Origin of the sequence: Corynebacterium jeikeium, from assembly GCF_028609885.1 — a bacterium.
Taxonomy (GTDB): domain Bacteria; phylum Actinomycetota; class Actinomycetes; order Mycobacteriales; family Mycobacteriaceae; genus Corynebacterium; species Corynebacterium jeikeium.
Map to the genome: position 1 here is coordinate 485,044 of NZ_CP063195.1, position 18,535 is coordinate 503,578.

Here is an 18,535-nt window from a genome sequence, read left to right on the forward strand (position 1 = left end):
CGTTGCGGTTGTTGTCGTCTTGAGCGTTGTGTCGGGGCGCATTACTGGGTTTTAGCCTGGGTTTTAGGCGTGTCTTCTTGCGAGGCAGTCTCAGCGCTTGCCGGCTGTGTGAAGTCGATCAGCTCGAATCGCACAGTATCGCCCGGCCCAAGCTGGCCGGCCTTGTCCAGGTCCTTGTCGATGACAGTGGCGATAACGGGGTAGCCGCCGGTCACCGGGTGGTCTGCCAGGAACACCACGGGCAACCCATTCGGCGGAACCTGAATGCTGCCGCTAACCATGCCCTCGCTGGCTAGTTCGCCGTCGCGGTCGCGCTGTAGGGGTTCCGGCGCTTCGTTCCCCTCTGCTAGCGCCAGGCGCAGCCCCACGCGGTTCGACTGGCCCGTCACGATCCATTCGAGCTCCGTGAATCGTTGCAGTTCTGCTTCGCCGAACCAGTCGTTGCGCGGCCCGGCCACACAACGCAGTACGTTCGTGCCATCAAAGGGGTTGGTGGTCGCACTACCGACGGAGGCTCGGGCAGTACGGCGCCCGGCCTTCAATACGTCGTCGGTGGCCACGGGCTGTGGCCCCAGCCCGGAAAGAATATCGGTGGAGTTGGAGCCCAGGACCTCGTCCGTCACCAGCCCGCCGCGTACGGCCACGTAGTTGCGTAGGCCGTTGCCCGCCCCGCCGAGTGGTTCTACCTTCAGCGTCTGCCCAGCCTTCACCTGCACCGGAGAACCTAGTTCAAAAGTTCGCCGGCCGATCGATACGTTCGCACGTGCACCTGTCACGCATACGGCGGTATCCACCAGGGCTTGTAGTTCGATGCCGCCGATGTTCTCCAACACCGTTGCACTCGAGGCGTTGCCCACCACGTCGTTTGCCGCCCAGGCGCTGGCCCGATCGACCGCGCCGGACCCGTTCACGCCGATGTCGCCGTGGCCTGCGCGTCCCGTGTCCTGGAACAGGGTCTGCAGCCCCGCGTCTAGGACCTCTAGGCTTGGTCGCGCTGGGACGATAGGTTTCTTGCTTTGTGACGCCCCCACGCCTGCGCCGGCCGTGGTCTCCTGTCCGGAGCCAGACTCAGCGCTGATGGATTCGCGTACCTGGCGATAGCGCACAGTATCGCCAGGCTGCAGCAGCGCAGGTTGCTCTGCATTCGTATCCCACATTGGCTGCGTGGTGTGGCCTAGCAGTTGCCAGCCGCCGGGAGAGGTACGGGGATAGACGGCGGAGAACTGTCCGGCCAAGCCGACCGCGCCCGCCGGAACGGCGGTGCGCGGGGAGCTGCGACGAGGCACGTCCCAGGTGTAGGACTGGTCGCCTGCAGCCGGCACGCAGTAGGTAAAGCCCGGGGCGAAGCCACCGAAGGCTGCTAGCCACTGCTGCTGGGTGTGGCGGGTGATGAGCTCCTCGGTGGAGATACTCATCAGCTCCGCGACATCCGCCAGATCCTCGCCGTCGTAGACGACGTCAATGGTGACCTCCCGCGGGTTGGCCTCCGCAGAGCTCTGCGGGTGGAAGTCCCGCAGGGAATTCAAACCGGCGATGGCGGAGGAGTGGGCGTCAAAACAAACAAGTACAGTGCGCGCCGCGGCGATGGCCTCGACCTGACCGGGCAAGGGGCTGGCGACGAGCGAGGCGTGCCAGGCCATCACGGTGGCAAGGTCGGGCAGGTCTACGATGACGGCGCGGGTGCCGACGGGGGAAACGGTGTGGCTCACAGGAAGCTCCCGATGGTGATGTTGTTGGACTGCAGTTCGGCGGCGATGCGCTCTGCCATGGCGACCGCGCCGGGGGAATCGCCGTGGACGCACACGGAATCGGCGGTGGTGCGGATGGTGGAGCCGTCGATGGCCTCGATTGTGCCTTCCTCGGCCATGCGCACCACGCGGCGGGCGACGACCTCCGGGTCGTGCAGAACGGCGCCGTTTTCGCGGCGGGAGACCAGAGTGCCGTCCGGGTTGTAGGCGCGGTCGGCGAAGACCTCGTTGATCACTCGCAGACCGGCCTTTTCCGCGTAGTCGGCGGCAACCGCGCCGGGCAATAGCATCACGGGCAGGTCCGCGCCGAAGGCCTTGATGCCCTCGATGACCGCCTTGGCCTGGGCCTCGTGGTGGACGATCGTGTTGTACATTGCGCCGTGGGGCTTGACGTAGCGCACCTGCGTGCCTCGCGCTTTAGCCAGCGCGTCGAGGGCGCCGATCTGGTAGAGAACCTCGTCAGCCAGCTCGGCGGGGGAGTAGTCGATAAAGCGGCGGCCGAAACCAGCCTGGTCGTTGTAGCCGACGTGTGCGCCGACGGTGACGTTGTTCTCCGCGGCGGCGGCCAGGGTGTTGGAGATTGCGTGGGCATCGCCGGCGTGGAAGCCGCAGGCGACGTTGGCGCTGGAGACGATGGCCACCATTGCGGCGTCGTCGCTGACGGGGTTGCCGCCGGTCGTTTCTCCGAGGTCGGCGTTCAGGTCGATGGAAAGCGAACTGCGGGTGGTGGACATGTGATCGACTCCTTGTGTGGCCGGGAGTGAGGGAAAGCCGCACCTCCGGCCGGATTGTTCAACAATGTGCGTGCCAGTTTAGTGACCTACACAACCATTGTGAAATCAATCACCCGCCTGTCGCAACGGTGACCTGCGTTATTTTTTACCCTTTTTGGCTTTCTTGTCCTGCTTGTCTTGCTTGTCCTGCCCGCCTTGGTTGCTCGCCGGCTTGGCGTCAGCCTTGCCGTCTTCCAGAACGTACACACTGCGGTTAGCCTGCTTGGCCTTGTCCACCTGGTCCAGCAGACCCTCCAGGCGGTTCCACAGGTTCGTGCTGATCGCCCGCTCCGCACGCTTCCACACCTTCGCATCCCCAGTGCCCCACGCCACCGGCATGGGAGAGATCTCCTCGTACACCTTCGGCCCGCGCGTGGGCCGGTAGCCGGTCACGGCCATCGACGGCACTCGCGCACCGACCTCGCGAGGAACACCCGGCACAGAGGTCACGGTGCGGTAGGCCAGGGCGGGAACGGTTTTCACTGGCTCGGTAGAGGCGTCCACAAGCATCAACAGCACCATGTCGCGCGCGTTGACCTCCGCGATCATCGCCGGGGCCAGCTGGTACATGTCGAAGTATTGCTGCGGCGAGCCCATCTTGCGCGGCAGCACCGGGATCAGGATCAGGCACAGCAGCGCGAACACACCCAGCGCGAAGCTAATCGCCAAGGCCCACCACTGGGAGCCCGCGGTGATTAGCAGCACGGCGACGATCACAATCAGAACGGCGGCCAGCACGCCTGCCGAAACCTGCATACGCTTCGCATCGCGCAGGAACTCGTTGTGCTTGCGTGCATACTCCTCATCGACGTCGAAGTTGAAGTCAACCTGCATAGGCTGCTGGGCGGCGGACATGGGGCTCCTTAAAACAGAGGATCGGTCTGAGAAGATTCTAAAGGTCGAAGGAATCGACGATGCGGTAGCCGTAGCCCTGCTCAGCCAAGAAGCGCTGACGGTGCGCGGCATAATCTGCGTCTAGTGTGTCACGCGCGACGATGGAGTAGAAAAACGCCCCACCGCCGTCCGGCTTCGGGCGCAGGATGCGGCCCAGGCGTTGCGCCTCCTCCTGACGCGAGCCGAACGTGCCGGAGATCTGGATGGCCACGGATGCGCCGGGCAGGTCGATGCTGAAGTTCGCCACCTTGGAAACCACCAGCGTCTTCAGCTCACCATCGCGGAACTGCTGGTAAAGCTTCTCGCGCTTGGCATTGCCAGTCTTGCCGTCGATGACGGGCACATCCAGCTCCTCGGCGATCTCCTCCAGCTGGTCGATGTACGCGCCGATGATGAGCGTCGGCTCGTCCGGGTGCATGTCCATGATCTTGCGTACCACCTTCGTCTTCGTCGGGGTGGTGGCGGCCAGGCGGTATTTGTCGGATTGCTCGGCGGTTGCATAAACCATCCGCTCTGCTTCGGTCAGCTGCACGCGCACCTCGGTGCAGTCCGCCGGGGCGATCCAGCCCTGCGATTCGATGTCCTTCCACGGGGCGTCATAACGCTTCGGCCCGATCAGGCTGAAGACGTCACCTTCGCGGCCGTCCTCGCGCACCAGGGTGGCAGTCAGCCCCAGACGGCGGCGAGACTGCAGGTCGGAGGTCATGCGGAACACCGGGGCGGGCAGCAGGTGCACCTCGTCGTAGATGATCAAGCCCCAGTCGCGGGAGTCGAACAGTTCTAGCGCCCTGTATTCACCCTTCGACTTGCGCGTAACCACCTGGTAAGTAGCGATGGTTACGGGGCGGATCTCCTTCTTCTCTCCGGAGTATTCGCCGATCTCATCCTCCGTCAGGGAGGTGCGGCGCACCAGCTCGTCCTTCCACTGTCTGCCCGCGACGGTGTTCGTCACCAGGATCAGCGTGGTGGCCTTTGCCTTGGCCATCGAGGCCGCGCCGACCATCGTCTTGCCGGCACCACACGGCAGGACGACCACACCCGAGCCGCCCTCCCAGAAGCTATCGGCCGCCATCTCCTGGTAGTCGCGCAGCTGCCATTCTTCGTGTTCCTGCGACAGCTCGATGGGGTGTGCCTCGCCGTCGACGTATCCCGCCAGGTCCTCTGCGGGCCAGCCGACCTTCAGCAGTTCCTGCTTGAGCCTGCCGCGCTCGGAAGGGTGTACAACGACCGAGTCCTCGTCGATCTCCGCGCCCAACATGGGCTTTATTTTTTTGTGACGCCGGATCTCCGTCAGCACAGCCCTGTCCGTCGTCTCCAACACGAGCCCGTGCGCGGGGTGCTTGATGAGCTTCAGTCGCCCGTAGCGATCCATCGTGTCGGCAATGTCGATGAGCAGTGGCTGCGGGACGGGGAACCGCGAGTAAGTTTCCAGCACGTCCATGACCTGTTCCGCGTCGTGCCCGGCGGCACGGGCGTTCCACAGCGCTAGCGGGGTGATGCGGTAGGTGTGTACGTGCTCGGGTGCGCGCTCCAACTCCGCGAACGGCGCCAGCGCGGTGCGCGCCTCTTGCGCCTGTTCGTGGTCGATTTCCAGCAGCACTGTCTTGTCCGACTGCACAATGAGCGGTCCGTTTCCAATGCCCACGCTGTGTGTCACTTCCTTTTTGTTTATCGACGCCACCGCGACGGTGTTGCTCAAGCCAAAGACATCATTCTACGCTGCAGTGGTGCGAACTCGTGCTCCACTATGCTGAGACCCATGATTGCTCAGACGGGAAATCTGCGCCAATGGCAGTATTTCGTGGCTTTAGCGGAGACCGGTAGTTTTACAGCGGCGGCAGCGCGACTGGGAGTGAGTCAGCCGCCTGTCTCCAATGCCATTAAGCGCTTAGAAGCTGGTGTAGGTACACCGCTATTTATCCGAGGGGCGGGGGAAGTGAAACTAACCGAGGCAGGGTTGACCTTGCTTCCATATGCCCGGGTGATTAATCGCGATCTTCAGACTATGCATTCGATGATTGACGGTATCCGAAGTGGTGCGCAAAGCGGGTTTCGTTTGGCCATCAGTAGTGCGCTTCCAAGCGAGATAGGATCGCGTATTGCAGCAAAGGCACAGCAGCATGATGGAGTAGTTTTGTCGTCACTGCCTTCTGTTGAGATTCTTGCCCGTGTTGAAGAAGGCGCTATTCATGCGGGGCTTGTTCAAGCTCCGGTTCCCTTGGGTACTCACCGCAGTGCGAGGCAGTTTTCTCTGTCACGTGATCTAGTGGTGCCGCCGGGGTATTCAAGGTTGGATAAGACCTTGTCTCAATTGAATCTGCTGGTGGAGAACCTGAATGACAATTCAAGTGCAGCCAGTGGTTTGGCGAGAGAGCTATTTCGGTCGGGTGTGTCTTGCGAAATTAATGATTCAGAGGATGCTCTAGGTAGGGGCTTATTGATTGGAAGAGGGGAGGGGATGTCTTTGGTATTTCGCGGTTTTCACCAGTTTGACAATGCTATTGAGCTTCCTTCCCGTTTCGATTTTTCCGTGGATGTAGTGGTTCGCCGAGGTGGGATGGACAATGGCGCCGAGGCCATGGCGGTCGCCGAAAGAATTTGTCGAAGGATTAACCAATGACTGCACGGATGGAGATGGCCCTGGAAAACGTGTTGACGCGGTCGGGGTGTGAGGGATGGTGGTGTGCATCGCGACTGCACGATGGGGTGACTATCGGACGCAAACAAGACGAGAAAATTACGGTGGCATCCTTATATAAAATCCGGCTCCTCCACCTCACTTTGGAAGCGATTCAACGAGGTGATCTGGATCCTCGTCTTCGTGTTGACGTTGCACCGTCCAAAGGAACTTACGAAGGGTATGGGTTCGCTGCCTTTGATGACGCAGTGAACGTGAGTCTCCGAGACTTAATGAAACAAGTCGCATCGGTGTCAGATAACGTGGCCGCCCACGAGATTTTGCGTCTACTGCCTGCGTGGGCTCGAGAAGCATTTCTTAAACGGTTTCCACCTCATTATGACTTGCAAGATCGGAATAGCTTAGTGACGGCGGAGAAACAATTGCGTCAATATGTTCAATCCCAAGGGGGGAGAAGTACAGATATAGCGTTTTCTGCAGTCTCTTCGTTGGCGGAAATAACTAATGACTTGGAACAGGTTTGGAAAGACGATAGTGCAGCGGTACGTCGATCTATGTGTGAACTCTTGGGGTTGCAGGTGTGGCGTCACCGTGTTCCTTCAGGCTTTCCTCCAAGCGGCGTTGATATCTATGGAAAAACGGGCACTGTAGGACTTCTCCATGGTGAAGCTTCGATTATCCAGGTTGAGGGCGAGGAGCCCATTGTGGTGTCCATCATGCTGAAACAGGTGGTGCCAGAACAAGCAATGAGTACTCACGATGGTGCTATTGGCGAAGTGGCTAGACTGCTCGTGGACGCTCTTCGTTAGAATTTCTGCCACTTGAATACACACTTCTACCATCGCCTATATGTAAATGAAATGAGACAATTGCATTATGTGATATTGGTGGCATCCAATGCGTCTCACTTAACGTCACTCCCATGATGACTAAGCACAATCGTTTCCGTCAGTCGGTGATTGCACTCTGTTCGCTCTCCGCAGTGATGTTGAGCAGCTGTTCAGCTCTACCGTGGGAATCAGACTCAGACGTATTTCTCAAAGCTTTCAACGCGGGAGATGACAGCAAGGCTGCACGGTATCTGGATCATCCAGACCCGGAGCGCGCCCTTCATGAATTTCGGCAGTCACTACATGGTGTGAAGGTCAACATCGAAAAATCTGATATTTCCAATGGAAAGCAGAATACTCATGTGACTTGGTCCAAAGATGGTGTGGAGTTGGAGAGCAATGGTCGGCTCGTCCTTAGTGGACAGGATGGTAAGCCTCAATGGTTGCCTTCGATCTTCGAAGCTCAGTTGAGCGATGATTCCGCACTCTTTTTTGCTGAAGATAAACAGTACGATCTTCCAATTAAAGATCGCTTGGGCAATGAATATATGACCTGGACGAAAGTTATTCAGGTACGAGGTCGCAAAGACATAGCCTCTAGAGCGCAGGAATTGGCCCAGATTTTTGCACCAGTGTCTCCCACAACGACTAAGGAGTGGATCGAGCAGACCTTGGGAGAGTCTCAGGATGAAGACACCGTGCTCCTCACTTTGAGGCAGGAAGAATTCCGGAAGATACAAGAGCAACTTAGGACCTTTGAGGGAATTTCCACTGTGGAGCAGGGGCGTCTCTTAAGCGTGTCCAAAACTCTTAACTCTCCGCTGGATGCTGAATTGAACAAATATTGGGAGTCAGTGCTCGATGCTAATTCAGGATGGTCGATACGCGCTGAGAGTTCACAAGGTATGACGACGGTAGCCTCTGAGCCGCCTCGCCGAGTTCAGCCAATCGCAACCACTCTGGATAACACACTGCAAAGCGCAGCAAAACAAGCAGTGGACAGTGAGCAACGTGCCGCAGTTCTAGTCGTGCTCAATCCTAGAACAGGAGGTGTCCTTGCCGTTGCACAAAATGACAAGGCAAATAACCAAGGGCCAATCGCACTCACCGGGCTATTCCCACCGGGATCGACGTTCAAAACTGTGACCACAGCGGCGGCACTAGAGGCAGGGGTAGTCAGCATGGATGAGGAACTACCTTGTCCTAGCAATATCACCGTCGCTGGACGCAAGATTCCCAACGATCATGACTTCGATCTAGGTAGCGTTCGACTGGAAGAAGCTTTCGCCCAATCATGTAACACAACCCAAGCGGTCATTTCGGATCGTTTGGGAGAAGATGATCTGCAACGGACTGCTTTAGAACTCGGAATTGGCTCCGACTTCGACGTACCAGGGATGACCACACTTACTGGTTCGGTGCCGCGGACACCGGCTGGACCTCCTCGTGTGGAGGCTTCTATTGGACAGGGCGAGGTTCTAGCTAGTCCATTTGGGATTGCGCTCATGCAATCGACTGTCGCTAACGGCGGCTTGCTTGTTCCTCCACAGCTCATTCAAGGCGAACAGACAGTAGTGAATAAACAGGCAGACCAGCATGTCAGCGATACAACTATTCAAAGCCTCCGGACGATGATGAAATCAACAATTGACCACGGTTCAGCTAGGTCGTTGAGTGATCTTAGTGCACTTGGCGGAAAGACTGGTACAGCAGAAATTGATGGCAAGCTTTCCAATGGCTGGTTCGCTGGAACGACAGGGGAATTGGCGATTGCGTCCCTTGTAATCGAAGGAGATTCTTCTCAGCCAGCTGTGGAAATGGCCGGGCGTTTCCTTCGCTCGCCGGATGTTCAGAAATTCTCTGGAATTCAATAAACTTGCGTCATAACCTCTAGCACGGCACGTCCACCGCAGCGATGCGGTGGGGTTGGATCGTGAGGCTCTCCCCGGTGGATTCGAGCACCGCGGAGATGGTGGAGGGGGTCATCATCACGATGGAGATCCAGTCATGGCTGGTGGCACCCGCATAGTCCACGTAGTGCAGGCGCACCTGTGTGCCCGCGGTATAGGCGCGGCGCAGCTCGGACATGATCTCCCGCGGCGAGCGGAAGGTCCGGGTGTCCGAGGCCTTCGTGCCGTCCGCCGGGTCCACGGCGATGGCCTGGTCGTGGGCGCGGCGAAAACCCTCCACGGCGCCGTCGATCTCCGAGGCGATCTCGGTGGAGTCCCCAGTGATGTCCATGATGTTGCGCTGGGGAGTATCCACGCGAGACGGGACACGAGCCGAGTGGGGTTCGGTGGCGGAGCCCTGCTGGAATGCCCTGGTGGCGTCGTCAATCAAATACCGCAGGGACTGGGGAACGGACGAGAGACCGCCGGGGGACATGCGATCCAGGAAGGCCTCGATGTCCTTCCATGGGGCGTCATAGCGCTTCGGCCCGATTAGGCTGAAGACGTCGCCTTCGCGGCCGTCCTCGCGCACCAGGGTGGCGGTGAGCCCCAGGCGGCGGCGGGACTGCAGGTCGGAGGTCATGCGGAACACCGGGGCGGGCAGCAGGTGCACCTCGTCGTAGATGATCAAGCCCCAGTCGCGGGAGTCGAACAGTTCTAGCGCCCGGTATTCGCCCTTCGACTTGCGGGTAACCACCTGGTAAGTAGCGATGGTTACGGGGCGGATCTCCTTCTTCTCTCCGGAGTATTCGCCGATTTCGTCCTCGGTCAGGGAGGTGCGGCGCACCAGCTCGTCCTTCCACTGTCTGCCCGCGACGGTGTTCGTCACCAGGATCAGGGTGGTGGCCTTTGCCTTGGCCATCGAGGCCGCGCCGACCATCGTCTTGCCGGCACCACACGGCAGGACGACCACACCCGAGCCGCCTTCCCAGAAGCTGTCGGCCGCCATCTCCTGGTAGTCGCGGAGCTGCCATTCTTCGTGTTCCTGCGACAGCTCGATGGGGTGTGCCTCGCCGTCGACGTATCCCGCCAGGTCCTCTGCGGGCCAGCCGACCTTCAGCAGTTCCTGCTTGAGCCTGCCGCGCTCGGAAGGGTGTACAACGACCGAGTCCTCGTCGATCTCCGCGCCCAACATGGGCTTTATTTTTTTGTGACGCCGGATCTCCGTCAGCACAGCCCTGTCCGTCGTCTCCAACACGAGCCCGTGCGCGGGGTGCTTGATGAGCTTCAGTCGCCCGTAGCGATCCATCGTGTCGGCAATGTCGATGAGCAGTGGCTGCGGGACGGGGAACCGCGAGTAGGTTTCCAGCACGTCCATGACCTGTTCCGCGTCGTGCCCGGCGGCACGGGCGTTCCACAGCGCTAGCGGGGTGATGCGGTAGGTGTGTACGTGCTCGGGTGCGCGCTCCAGCTCCGCGAACGGCGCCAGCGCGGTGCGCGCCTCTTGCGCCTGTTCGTGGTCGATTTCCAGCAGCACTGTCTTGTCCGACTGCACAATGAGCGGTCCGTTTCCAATGCCCACGCTGTGTGTCACTTCCTTTTTGTTTATCGACGCCACCGCGACGGTGTTGCTCAAGCCAAAGACATCATTCTACGCTGCAGTGGTGCGAACTCGTGCTCCACTATGCTGAGACCCATGATTGCTCAGACGGGAAATCTGCGCCAATGGCAGTATTTCGTGGCTTTAGCGGAGACCGGTAGTTTTACAGCGGCGGCAGCGCGACTGGGAGTGAGTCAGCCGCCTGTCTCCAATGCCATTAAGCGCTTAGAAGCTGGTGTAGGTACACCGCTATTTATCCGAGGGGCGGGGGAAGTGAAACTAACCGAGGCAGGGTTGACCTTGCTTCCATATGCCCGGGTGATTAATCGCGATCTTCAGACTATGCATTCGATGATTGACGGTATCCGAAGTGGTGCGCAAAGCGGGTTTCGTTTGGCCATCAGTAGTGCGCTTCCAAGCGAGATAGGATCGCGTATTGCAGCAAAGGCACAGCAGCATGATGGAGTAGTTTTGTCGTCACTGCCTTCTGTTGAGATTCTTGCCCGTGTTGAAGAAGGCGCTATTCATGCGGGGCTTGTTCAAGCTCCGGTTCCCTTGGGTACTCACCGCAGTGCGAGGCAGTTTTCTCTGTCACGTGATCTAGTGGTGCCGCCGGGGTATTCAAGGTTGGATAAGACCTTGTCTCAATTGAATCTGCTGGTGGAGAACCTGAATGACAATTCAAGTGCAGCCAGTGGTTTGGCGAGAGAGCTATTTCGGTCGGGTGTGTCTTGCGAAATTAATGATTCAGAGGATGCTCTAGGTAGGGGCTTATTGATTGGAAGAGGGGAGGGGATGTCTTTGGTATTTCGCGGTTTTCACCAGTTTGACAATGCTATTGAGCTTCCTTCCCGTTTCGATTTTTCCGTGGATGTAGTGGTTCGCCGAGGTGGGATGGACAATGGCGCCGAGGCCATGGCGGTCGCCGAAAGAATTTGTCGAAGGATTAACCAATGACTGCACGGATGGAGATGGCCCTGGAAAACGTGTTGACGCGGTCGGGGTGTGAGGGATGGTGGTGTGCATCGCGACTGCACGATGGGGTGACTATCGGACGCAAACAAGACGAGAAAATTACGGTGGCATCCTTATATAAAATCCGGCTCCTCCACCTCACTTTGGAAGCGATTCAACGAGGTGATCTGGATCCTCGTCTTCGTGTTGACGTTGCACCGTCCAAAGGAACTTACGAAGGGTATGGGTTCGCTGCCTTTGATGACGCAGTGAACGTGAGTCTCCGAGACTTAATGAAACAAGTCGCATCGGTGTCAGATAACGTGGCCGCCCACGAGATTTTGCGTCTACTGCCTGCGTGGGCTCGAGAAGCATTTCTTAAACGGTTTCCACCTCATTATGACTTGCAAGATCGGAATAGCTTAGTGACGGCGGAGAAACAATTGCGTCAATATGTTCAATCCCAAGGGGGGAGAAGTACAGATATAGCGTTTTCTGCAGTCTCTTCGTTGGCGGAAATAACTAATGACTTGGAACAGGTTTGGAAAGACGATAGTGCAGCGGTACGTCGATCTATGTGTGAACTCTTGGGGTTGCAGGTGTGGCGTCACCGTGTTCCTTCAGGCTTTCCTCCAAGCGGCGTTGATATCTATGGAAAAACGGGCACTGTAGGACTTCTCCATGGTGAAGCTTCGATTATCCAGGTTGAGGGCGAGGAGCCCATTGTGGTGTCCATCATGCTGAAACAGGTGGTGCCAGAACAAGCAATGAGTACTCACGATGGTGCTATTGGCGAAGTGGCTAGACTGCTCGTGGACGCTCTTCGTTAGAATTTCTGCCACTTGAATACACACTTCTACCATCGCCTATATGTAAATGAAATGAGACAATTGCATTATGTGATATTGGTGGCATCCAATGCGTCTCACTTAACGTCACTCCCATGATGACTAAGCACAATCGTTTCCGTCAGTCGGTGATTGCACTCTGTTCGCTCTCCGCAGTGATGTTGAGCAGCTGTTCAGCTCTACCGTGGGAATCAGACTCAGACGTATTTCTCAAAGCTTTCAACGCGGGAGATGACAGCAAGGCTGCACGGTATCTGGATCATCCAGACCCGGAGCGCGCCCTTCATGAATTTCGGCAGTCACTACATGGTGTGAAGGTCAACATCGAAAAATCTGATATTTCCAATGGAAAGCAGAATACTCATGTGACTTGGTCCAAAGATGGTGTGGAGTTGGAGAGCAATGGTCGGCTCGTCCTTAGTGGACAGGATGGTAAGCCTCAATGGTTGCCTTCGATCTTCGAAGCTCAGTTGAGCGATGATTCCGCACTCTTTTTTGCTGAAGATAAACAGTACGATCTTCCAATTAAAGATCGCTTGGGCAATGAATATATGACCTGGACGAAAGTTATTCAGGTACGAGGTCGCAAAGACATAGCCTCTAGAGCGCAGGAATTGGCCCAGATTTTTGCACCAGTGTCTCCCACAACGACTAAGGAGTGGATCGAGCAGACCTTGGGAGAGTCTCAGGATGAAGACACCGTGCTCCTCACTTTGAGGCAGGAAGAATTCCGGAAGATACAAGAGCAACTTAGGACCTTTGAGGGAATTTCCACTGTGGAGCAGGGGCGTCTCTTAAGCGTGTCCAAAACTCTTAACTCTCCGCTGGATGCTGAATTGAACAAATATTGGGAGTCAGTGCTCGATGCTAATTCAGGATGGTCGATACGCGCTGAGAGTTCACAAGGTATGACGACGGTAGCCTCTGAGCCGCCTCGCCGAGTTCAGCCAATCGCAACCACTCTGGATAACACACTGCAAAGCGCAGCAAAACAAGCAGTGGACAGTGAGCAACGTGCCGCAGTTCTAGTCGTGCTCAATCCTAGAACAGGAGGTGTCCTTGCCGTTGCACAAAATGACAAGGCAAATAACCAAGGGCCAATCGCACTCACCGGGCTATTCCCACCGGGATCGACGTTCAAAACTGTGACCACAGCGGCGGCACTAGAGGCAGGGGTAGTCAGCATGGATGAGGAACTACCTTGTCCTAGCAATATCACCGTCGCTGGACGCAAGATTCCCAACGATCATGACTTCGATCTAGGTAGCGTTCGACTGGAAGAAGCTTTCGCCCAATCATGTAACACAACCCAAGCGGTCATTTCGGATCGTTTGGGAGAAGATGATCTGCAACGGACTGCTTTAGAACTCGGAATTGGCTCCGACTTCGACGTACCAGGGATGACCACACTTACTGGTTCGGTGCCGCGGACACCGGCTGGACCTCCTCGTGTGGAGGCTTCTATTGGACAGGGCGAGGTTCTAGCTAGTCCATTTGGGATTGCGCTCATGCAATCGACTGTCGCTAACGGCGGCTTGCTTGTTCCTCCACAGCTCATTCAAGGCGAACAGACAGTAGTGAATAAACAGGCAGACCAGCATGTCAGCGATACAACTATTCAAAGCCTCCGGACGATGATGAAATCAACAATTGACCACGGTTCAGCTAGGTCGTTGAGTGATCTTAGTGCACTTGGCGGAAAGACTGGTACAGCAGAAATTGATGGCAAGCTTTCCAATGGCTGGTTCGCTGGAACGACAGGGGAATTGGCGATTGCGTCCCTTGTAATCGAAGGAGATTCTTCTCAGCCAGCTGTGGAAATGGCCGGGCGTTTCCTTCGCTCGCCGGATGTTCAGAAATTCTCTGGAATTCAATAAACTTGCGTCATAACCTCTAGCACGGCACGTCCACCGCAGCGATGCGGTGGGGTTGGATCGTGAGGCTCTCCCCGGTGGATTCGAGCACCGCGGAGATGGTGGAGGGGGTCATCATCACGATGGAGATCCAGTCATGGCTGGTGGCACCCGCATAGTCCACGTAGTGCAGGCGCACCTGTGTGCCCGCGGTATAGGCGCGGCGCAGCTCGGACATGATCTCCCGCGGCGAGCGGAAGGTCCGGGTGTCCGAGGCCTTCGTGCCGTCCGCCGGGTCCACGGCGATGGCCTGGTCGTGGGCGCGGCGAAAACCCTCCACGGCGCCGTCGATCTCCGAGGCGATCTCGGTGGAGTCCCCAGTGATGTCCATGATGTTGCGCTGGGGAGTATCCACGCGAGACGGGACACGAGCCGAGTGGGGTTCGGTGGCGGAGCCCTGCTGGAATGCCCTGGTGGCGTCGTCAATCAAATACCGCAGGGACTGGGGAACGGACGAGAGACCGCCGGGGGACATGCGATCCAGGAAGGCCTCGATGTCCTTCCATGGGGCGTCATAGCGCTTCGGCCCGATTAGGCTGAAGACGTCGCCTTCGCGGCCGTCCTCGCGCACCAGGGTGGCGGTGAGCCCCAGGCGGCGGCGGGACTGCAGGTCGGAGGTCATGCGGAACACCGGGGCGGGCAGCAGGTGCACCTCGTCGTAGATGATCAAGCCCCAGTCGCGGGAGTCGAACAGCTCCAGCGCCCGGTATTCGCCCTTCGACTTGCGGGTAACCACCTGGTAGGTGGCGATGGTCACGGGGCGGATCTCCTTCTTTTCTCCAGAGTATTCGCCGATTTCGTCCTCGGTCAGGGAGGTACGGCGCACCAGCTCGTCCTTCCACTGCCTGCCCGCGATGGTGTTCGTCACCAGGATCAGGGTGGTGGCCTTTGCCTTGGCCATCGAGGCCGCGCCAACCATCGTCTTTCCCGCACCACACGGCAGCACTACCACGCCCGAGCCGCCTTCCCAGAAGCTGTCGGCCGCCATCTCCTGGTAGTCGCGGAGCTGCCATTCTTCGTGTTCCTGCGACAGCTCGATGGGGTGCGCCTCGCCGTCGACGTATCCCGCCAGATCCTCTGCGGGCCAGCCGACCTTCAGCAGTTCCTGCTTGAGCCTGCCGCGCTCGGAAGGGTGTACAACGACCGAGTCCTCGTCGATCTCCGCGCCCAACATGGGCTTTATTTTTTTGTGACGCCGGATCTCCGTCAGCACAGCCCTGTCCGTCGTCTCCAACACGAGCCCGTGCGCGGGGTGCTTGATGAGCTTCAGTCGCCCGTAGCGATCCATCGTGTCGGCAATGTCGATGAGCAGCGGTTGCGGGACGGGGAACCGCGAGTAGGTTTCCAGCACGTCCATGACCTGTTCCGCGTCGTGCCCGGCGGCACGGGCGTTCCACAGCGCCAGCGGGGTGATGCGGTAGGTGTGTACGTGCTCGGGCGCGCGCTCCAGCTCCGCGAACGGCGCCAGCGCGGTGCGCGCCTCTTGCGCCTGTTCGTGGTCGATTTCCAGCAGCACTGTCTTGTCCGACTGGACGATCAGGGGGCCGGTGCCGATGCTCACTAGCTGGACGCTCCTCACAAGGGGTAGGGGATGCTTTTGTCTTGCTTTTGGGACAACCCTCTACTGTAGCTGCACTGTCATCTTGCAGTTGTCTCCCGCTGTAGCCGGCTGTGGTGCGCTAGTATTCCACGCTGCTGAGGCGGTGCGGCTGCACGGTGAAGCTCTCGCCACTGATTTCGGAGACCACTGCGATGGTGGACGGTCGGATCATGACGATTGAAACTTGGTCGCTGGTTTGCTTGCCGTCGTTATTGACAAAACTAATCCGCACGATCGTGCCGGCGGAATACGCCCGTGAGATCGCGGCCATCATTTCTTCGGCGGTGTGTACCACGCGGGAGCCTTCGTGCTGGCCTGCCCCTGCGCCTACCACTGTGCCTGTAGCGCTTGCGTCGGTCCGATCTGCGTTGTCGTGGCTGCGGCGGAACCCCTCAATGGCGCTGGCGATGACCTGATCACTTGCCCCCGACTCCGAATGCAGCCCTTCGCGAGTGGGGGTTGCTACCCGCGAAAGCACGGGAGCATCCGCGAGTGCCTGCCCACCCTCCAGGCGCAATTGCACGCCCATGGCCTCCAAGCGGTCGGTTACAAACGATAGCTGTGCTGCGGAAACCGCCACTGTCGGCGCGATCCTCCTCAAGCGCAGTCCGTCGATATCCGGCAGCGCCAGGATCCGGTCCAGTGCCTCGGGTTCCGTCACGCTCAGATACATCTGCGCCACCCCGGCCGTTGCCTGAGAGAGGCTGCGCTCCGCATCGTGCAGCATGTAGCGCAGGGCCTGCGGAATGTTTTCCGTCCCGCCCAGCGCGCGGGCCTCCAGGAATTCCTCAATTTCTGCAGCGCCAAGCCCCGCCCGCAGCGCCCGTTCCACGGACTCCTTGGACATTCGCCAAACGCTGGCCATGCCGCCGGATTCTTGATCGCTGAACTTCGCCAGCATCGCCTGGTCGGCCGGGCGCAGCAGTCCCGGCGCCATGATCGTGTGGTCTGCCTGCACAATCAGCTGCTCCACCGGGGCAGGAAGAATCTCCGCCAGCGCGTCGGCCAGATCCGCCACGGGGTTTGCTGACTGATGTGTGCTACCGCCCAGTACGTCGCGCAGTGCGGCCATCGCCCGGGTAGGTACGGTGTCTCTTCTTAATGACGCCAACACACCAACCTCTTTAGCCTCCTCCCACACTGCATCCCAGGCGGTGTGCGTGGTGCGCCAGGCCTCGCCGGGGCGCACGCGCCAGAGCTCTTGCTGGAGTTCGGCTGATTGGGGCGTGGGGGCGTCACTACCAAAAGTGCCAAGATCAGCGAACAGTGACGGGAAGGTTCGGCGTAGGCCGCGCGCAGCGTGTGATGCCGTACCAGCCTCGAAGGGGCGGACGTCCGGTTCGTCGACGAGCCAGGGAGCGTAGGCGCTGCCGGCCCAGCCGACTTGCAGGATCGCCCAGGCAGTGGCGGGGGAGGCCTCCAGGAAGTCGAGGGCGAGCTCCGTGGGCGCCCAGTAATCGCGCGCGGGCTGGCCGGCCGGGGTGGGAGTAGCTCGGCCGCGGCCGATGAGGTTCGCGTGGGCGAGCCATGTCAGCAGATGGAGGGTGGTTTCGGCGGGCTCGTCGCGGCGACGGGCGACCTTGTTCACCTCGCGGGTGCCGATACCGCCGGAGGAAAGGGGAACAATCGGGTTGCGGCCGAGATCCTCGATGAGGTGGCCGAGGTCTTGGATTAGCTGGATGGCCTGGGCTGCGCCGACGTCATCTGCGCGAGAGCTTCGGGTAGAGCCAGAGCCGGTACCGGGGCCGGTATCGCCCGGGGTGTCGCTGACCTGGGGCGCAGCGATCGCTTGGTGAGGGGCAGCGAAGTACCCACCCGGATCGGCTATGAGCGTGCCATGCAAGAGCTGTTGCACGCGGCCCGTTAGGCGCGCAGTTGTATCGTCGAGCTGGTCCAAAATACCCCGGCGCACCAGGGTGGGCAGGGGCTTGGAGGGATCCGCACCTTCGTGCAACGAGGCGGAGTGCCCTACGCCGCCCCCGTTGGCCAAGGTGGATAGCAACCGGCGCTGACGGGGTGGAAGATCTTCCACGACCTGGGGAAGCTCGGAGGTGGGGATGGGGCAGCGGGTGGAATCGACCAGCCGCCATAGCTGCTCCGTGGAGGGTTCAAACATGCGCGGCAGGTGGGGTGGGATCTTCAGCGGGGTTTGTGCGCTAGGCAGCTGCGTGGAGGGGAGCGTGAAGTCTGGCCCGAAAACCAGTCCCCAGTGGCAGAGGGATTGCACGGCAATGCGAACCTCGACCTCGCTCGGGCGTTGCGAAGTCGGCGTGCCGGCGATATCGAAGAGCTCGTCGAGCATGTCGATCAGCTCCGCCACCGTGCATGGGTGATGCACCGCATCGAGTTCACACGCTGCATGGCAGACGGCGAGCTCGAGGGAATTCAAGTGGAGTAGTGCCGGGTCGGGGGAATCCGCGAATAATTCTGAATGGCGGCTGCGGCCGGGGGGGGAAACAGCAGCGGAAAGGCTATCGAGCGCTGCACTGCTTCCAGTTAGGTTTTCCACGAATGTTGTGGGGTTCGATTCCAGCAAGCGAGTGAGCAGGTCCGCGAGTGCTTCATCCGACTGCCCGAACAGCCATTCTCCGTAGGAGGGAAACCCGCTGCGAAGAGAAGCAGGGGAGCTGCCATCGGCGGTAGAGTTCGCGGAGTTGTCATGCATAATCGCTCTATTCTAGCTGGAAATTCTACTACTTTCTGCCGTGGCAGCAGTTGAGCGGGGACTGTGCAGCGATAGTGCAGCGGCAGAGCGCCGACAGTGCGGCAGTTCGGAACGTGAGGAATCCGGTAGAACGGGTGGGGGCGTGGGTAGAAATTGCCACTTCGTGTGTCCTTTTCCCTTCCG

At 59.1% G+C, this 18,535-nt stretch carries 13 protein-coding genes; 6 read left to right on the forward strand and 7 right to left on the reverse strand.

All coding sequences use genetic code 11. The annotated features are described in order from the left end of the window. Positions 1–41 precede the first annotated feature (41 nt). The 4 genes from CJEIK_RS02095 to CJEIK_RS02110 form a co-directional block, all read right to left on the reverse strand. Positions 42–1,709, reverse strand: coding sequence for a 5-oxoprolinase subunit B/C family protein (locus CJEIK_RS02095; RefSeq protein ID WP_005294469.1), 1,668 nt, complete (start codon positions 1,707–1,709; stop codon positions 42–44). Further along, positions 1,706–2,482, reverse strand: a complete 777-nt coding sequence (locus CJEIK_RS02100) for a LamB/YcsF family protein (protein WP_005294467.1) — start codon at positions 2,480–2,482, stop codon at positions 1,706–1,708. Before CJEIK_RS02100 ends, CJEIK_RS02095 begins: the two co-directional genes overlap by 4 nt. Before the next feature lie 138 nt (positions 2,483–2,620). Then, positions 2,621–3,376, reverse strand: coding sequence for a DUF3239 domain-containing protein (locus CJEIK_RS02105; RefSeq protein ID WP_005294463.1), 756 nt, complete (start codon positions 3,374–3,376; stop codon positions 2,621–2,623). Positions 3,377–3,413: 37 nt separating this feature from the next. Continuing rightward, positions 3,414–5,060, reverse strand: a complete 1,647-nt coding sequence (locus tag CJEIK_RS02110) for a DNA repair helicase XPB (RefSeq protein ID WP_011273096.1) — start codon at positions 5,058–5,060, stop codon at positions 3,414–3,416. Positions 5,061–5,174: 114 nt separating this feature from the next. Between CJEIK_RS02110 and CJEIK_RS02115 the strand changes: the two genes are divergently transcribed. From CJEIK_RS02115 to pbp2m (CJEIK_RS02125), 3 genes are all read left to right on the forward strand, one after another. Further along, the gene (locus tag CJEIK_RS02115) at positions 5,175–6,035 is read left to right on the forward strand and encodes a LysR family transcriptional regulator (RefSeq protein ID WP_012360809.1); all 861 of its coding nucleotides are present in this window, start codon (positions 5,175–5,177) and stop codon (positions 6,033–6,035) included. Further along, complete coding sequence (locus tag CJEIK_RS02120; protein WP_011273098.1) at positions 6,032–6,862, forward strand: serine hydrolase; 831 nt, start codon at positions 6,032–6,034, stop codon at positions 6,860–6,862. The genes CJEIK_RS02115 and CJEIK_RS02120 overlap by 4 nt, the downstream gene beginning before the upstream one ends. A gap of 113 nt (positions 6,863–6,975) precedes the next feature. Further along, on the forward strand, positions 6,976–8,757 hold the full coding sequence (pbp2m, locus tag CJEIK_RS02125; RefSeq protein WP_011273099.1) for a penicillin-binding protein PBP2M: 1,782 nt from the start codon (positions 6,976–6,978) through the stop codon (positions 8,755–8,757). 16 nt (positions 8,758–8,773) lie between these two features. Here pbp2m (CJEIK_RS02125) and CJEIK_RS02130 read toward each other — a convergent pair whose 3' ends face one another. Beyond that, a complete protein-coding gene (locus CJEIK_RS02130) occupies positions 8,774–10,354 on the reverse strand; it encodes a helicase-associated domain-containing protein (protein WP_115597293.1) in 1,581 nt (526 codons plus the stop codon). 114 nt (positions 10,355–10,468) lie between these two features. Here CJEIK_RS02130 and CJEIK_RS02135 point away from each other — a divergent pair, with 114 nt between their 5' ends. The 3 genes from CJEIK_RS02135 to pbp2m (CJEIK_RS02145) all read left to right on the forward strand — a co-directional run bounded on the left by CJEIK_RS02135 (position 10,469) and on the right by pbp2m (CJEIK_RS02145) (position 14,051). Continuing rightward, positions 10,469–11,329, forward strand: a complete 861-nt coding sequence (locus CJEIK_RS02135; RefSeq protein ID WP_012360809.1) for a LysR family transcriptional regulator — start codon at positions 10,469–10,471, stop codon at positions 11,327–11,329. Further along, positions 11,326–12,156 carry a serine hydrolase gene (locus tag CJEIK_RS02140; RefSeq protein ID WP_011273098.1) on the forward strand — a complete coding sequence of 277 codons (831 nt, stop codon included), beginning with the start codon at positions 11,326–11,328 and terminating at the stop codon, positions 12,154–12,156. The genes CJEIK_RS02135 and CJEIK_RS02140 overlap by 4 nt, the downstream gene beginning before the upstream one ends. Positions 12,157–12,269: 113 nt before the next feature. Next, positions 12,270–14,051 (forward strand): penicillin-binding protein PBP2M, encoded by a 1,782-nt coding sequence (pbp2m, locus tag CJEIK_RS02145; protein WP_011273099.1) that lies wholly within the window; start codon positions 12,270–12,272, stop codon positions 14,049–14,051. A gap of 16 nt (positions 14,052–14,067) precedes the next feature. Here pbp2m (CJEIK_RS02145) and CJEIK_RS02150 read toward each other — a convergent pair whose 3' ends face one another. Both CJEIK_RS02150 and CJEIK_RS02155 read right to left on the reverse strand, forming a co-directional pair. Then, positions 14,068–15,648, reverse strand: coding sequence for a helicase-associated domain-containing protein (locus CJEIK_RS02150; RefSeq protein ID WP_011273100.1), 1,581 nt, complete (start codon positions 15,646–15,648; stop codon positions 14,068–14,070). Positions 15,649–15,766: 118 nt separating this feature from the next. Further along, the gene (locus CJEIK_RS02155) at positions 15,767–18,352 is read right to left on the reverse strand and encodes a helicase-associated domain-containing protein (RefSeq protein WP_005294451.1); all 2,586 of its coding nucleotides are present in this window, start codon (positions 18,350–18,352) and stop codon (positions 15,767–15,769) included. Between the last annotated feature and the right edge of the window lie 183 nt (positions 18,353–18,535).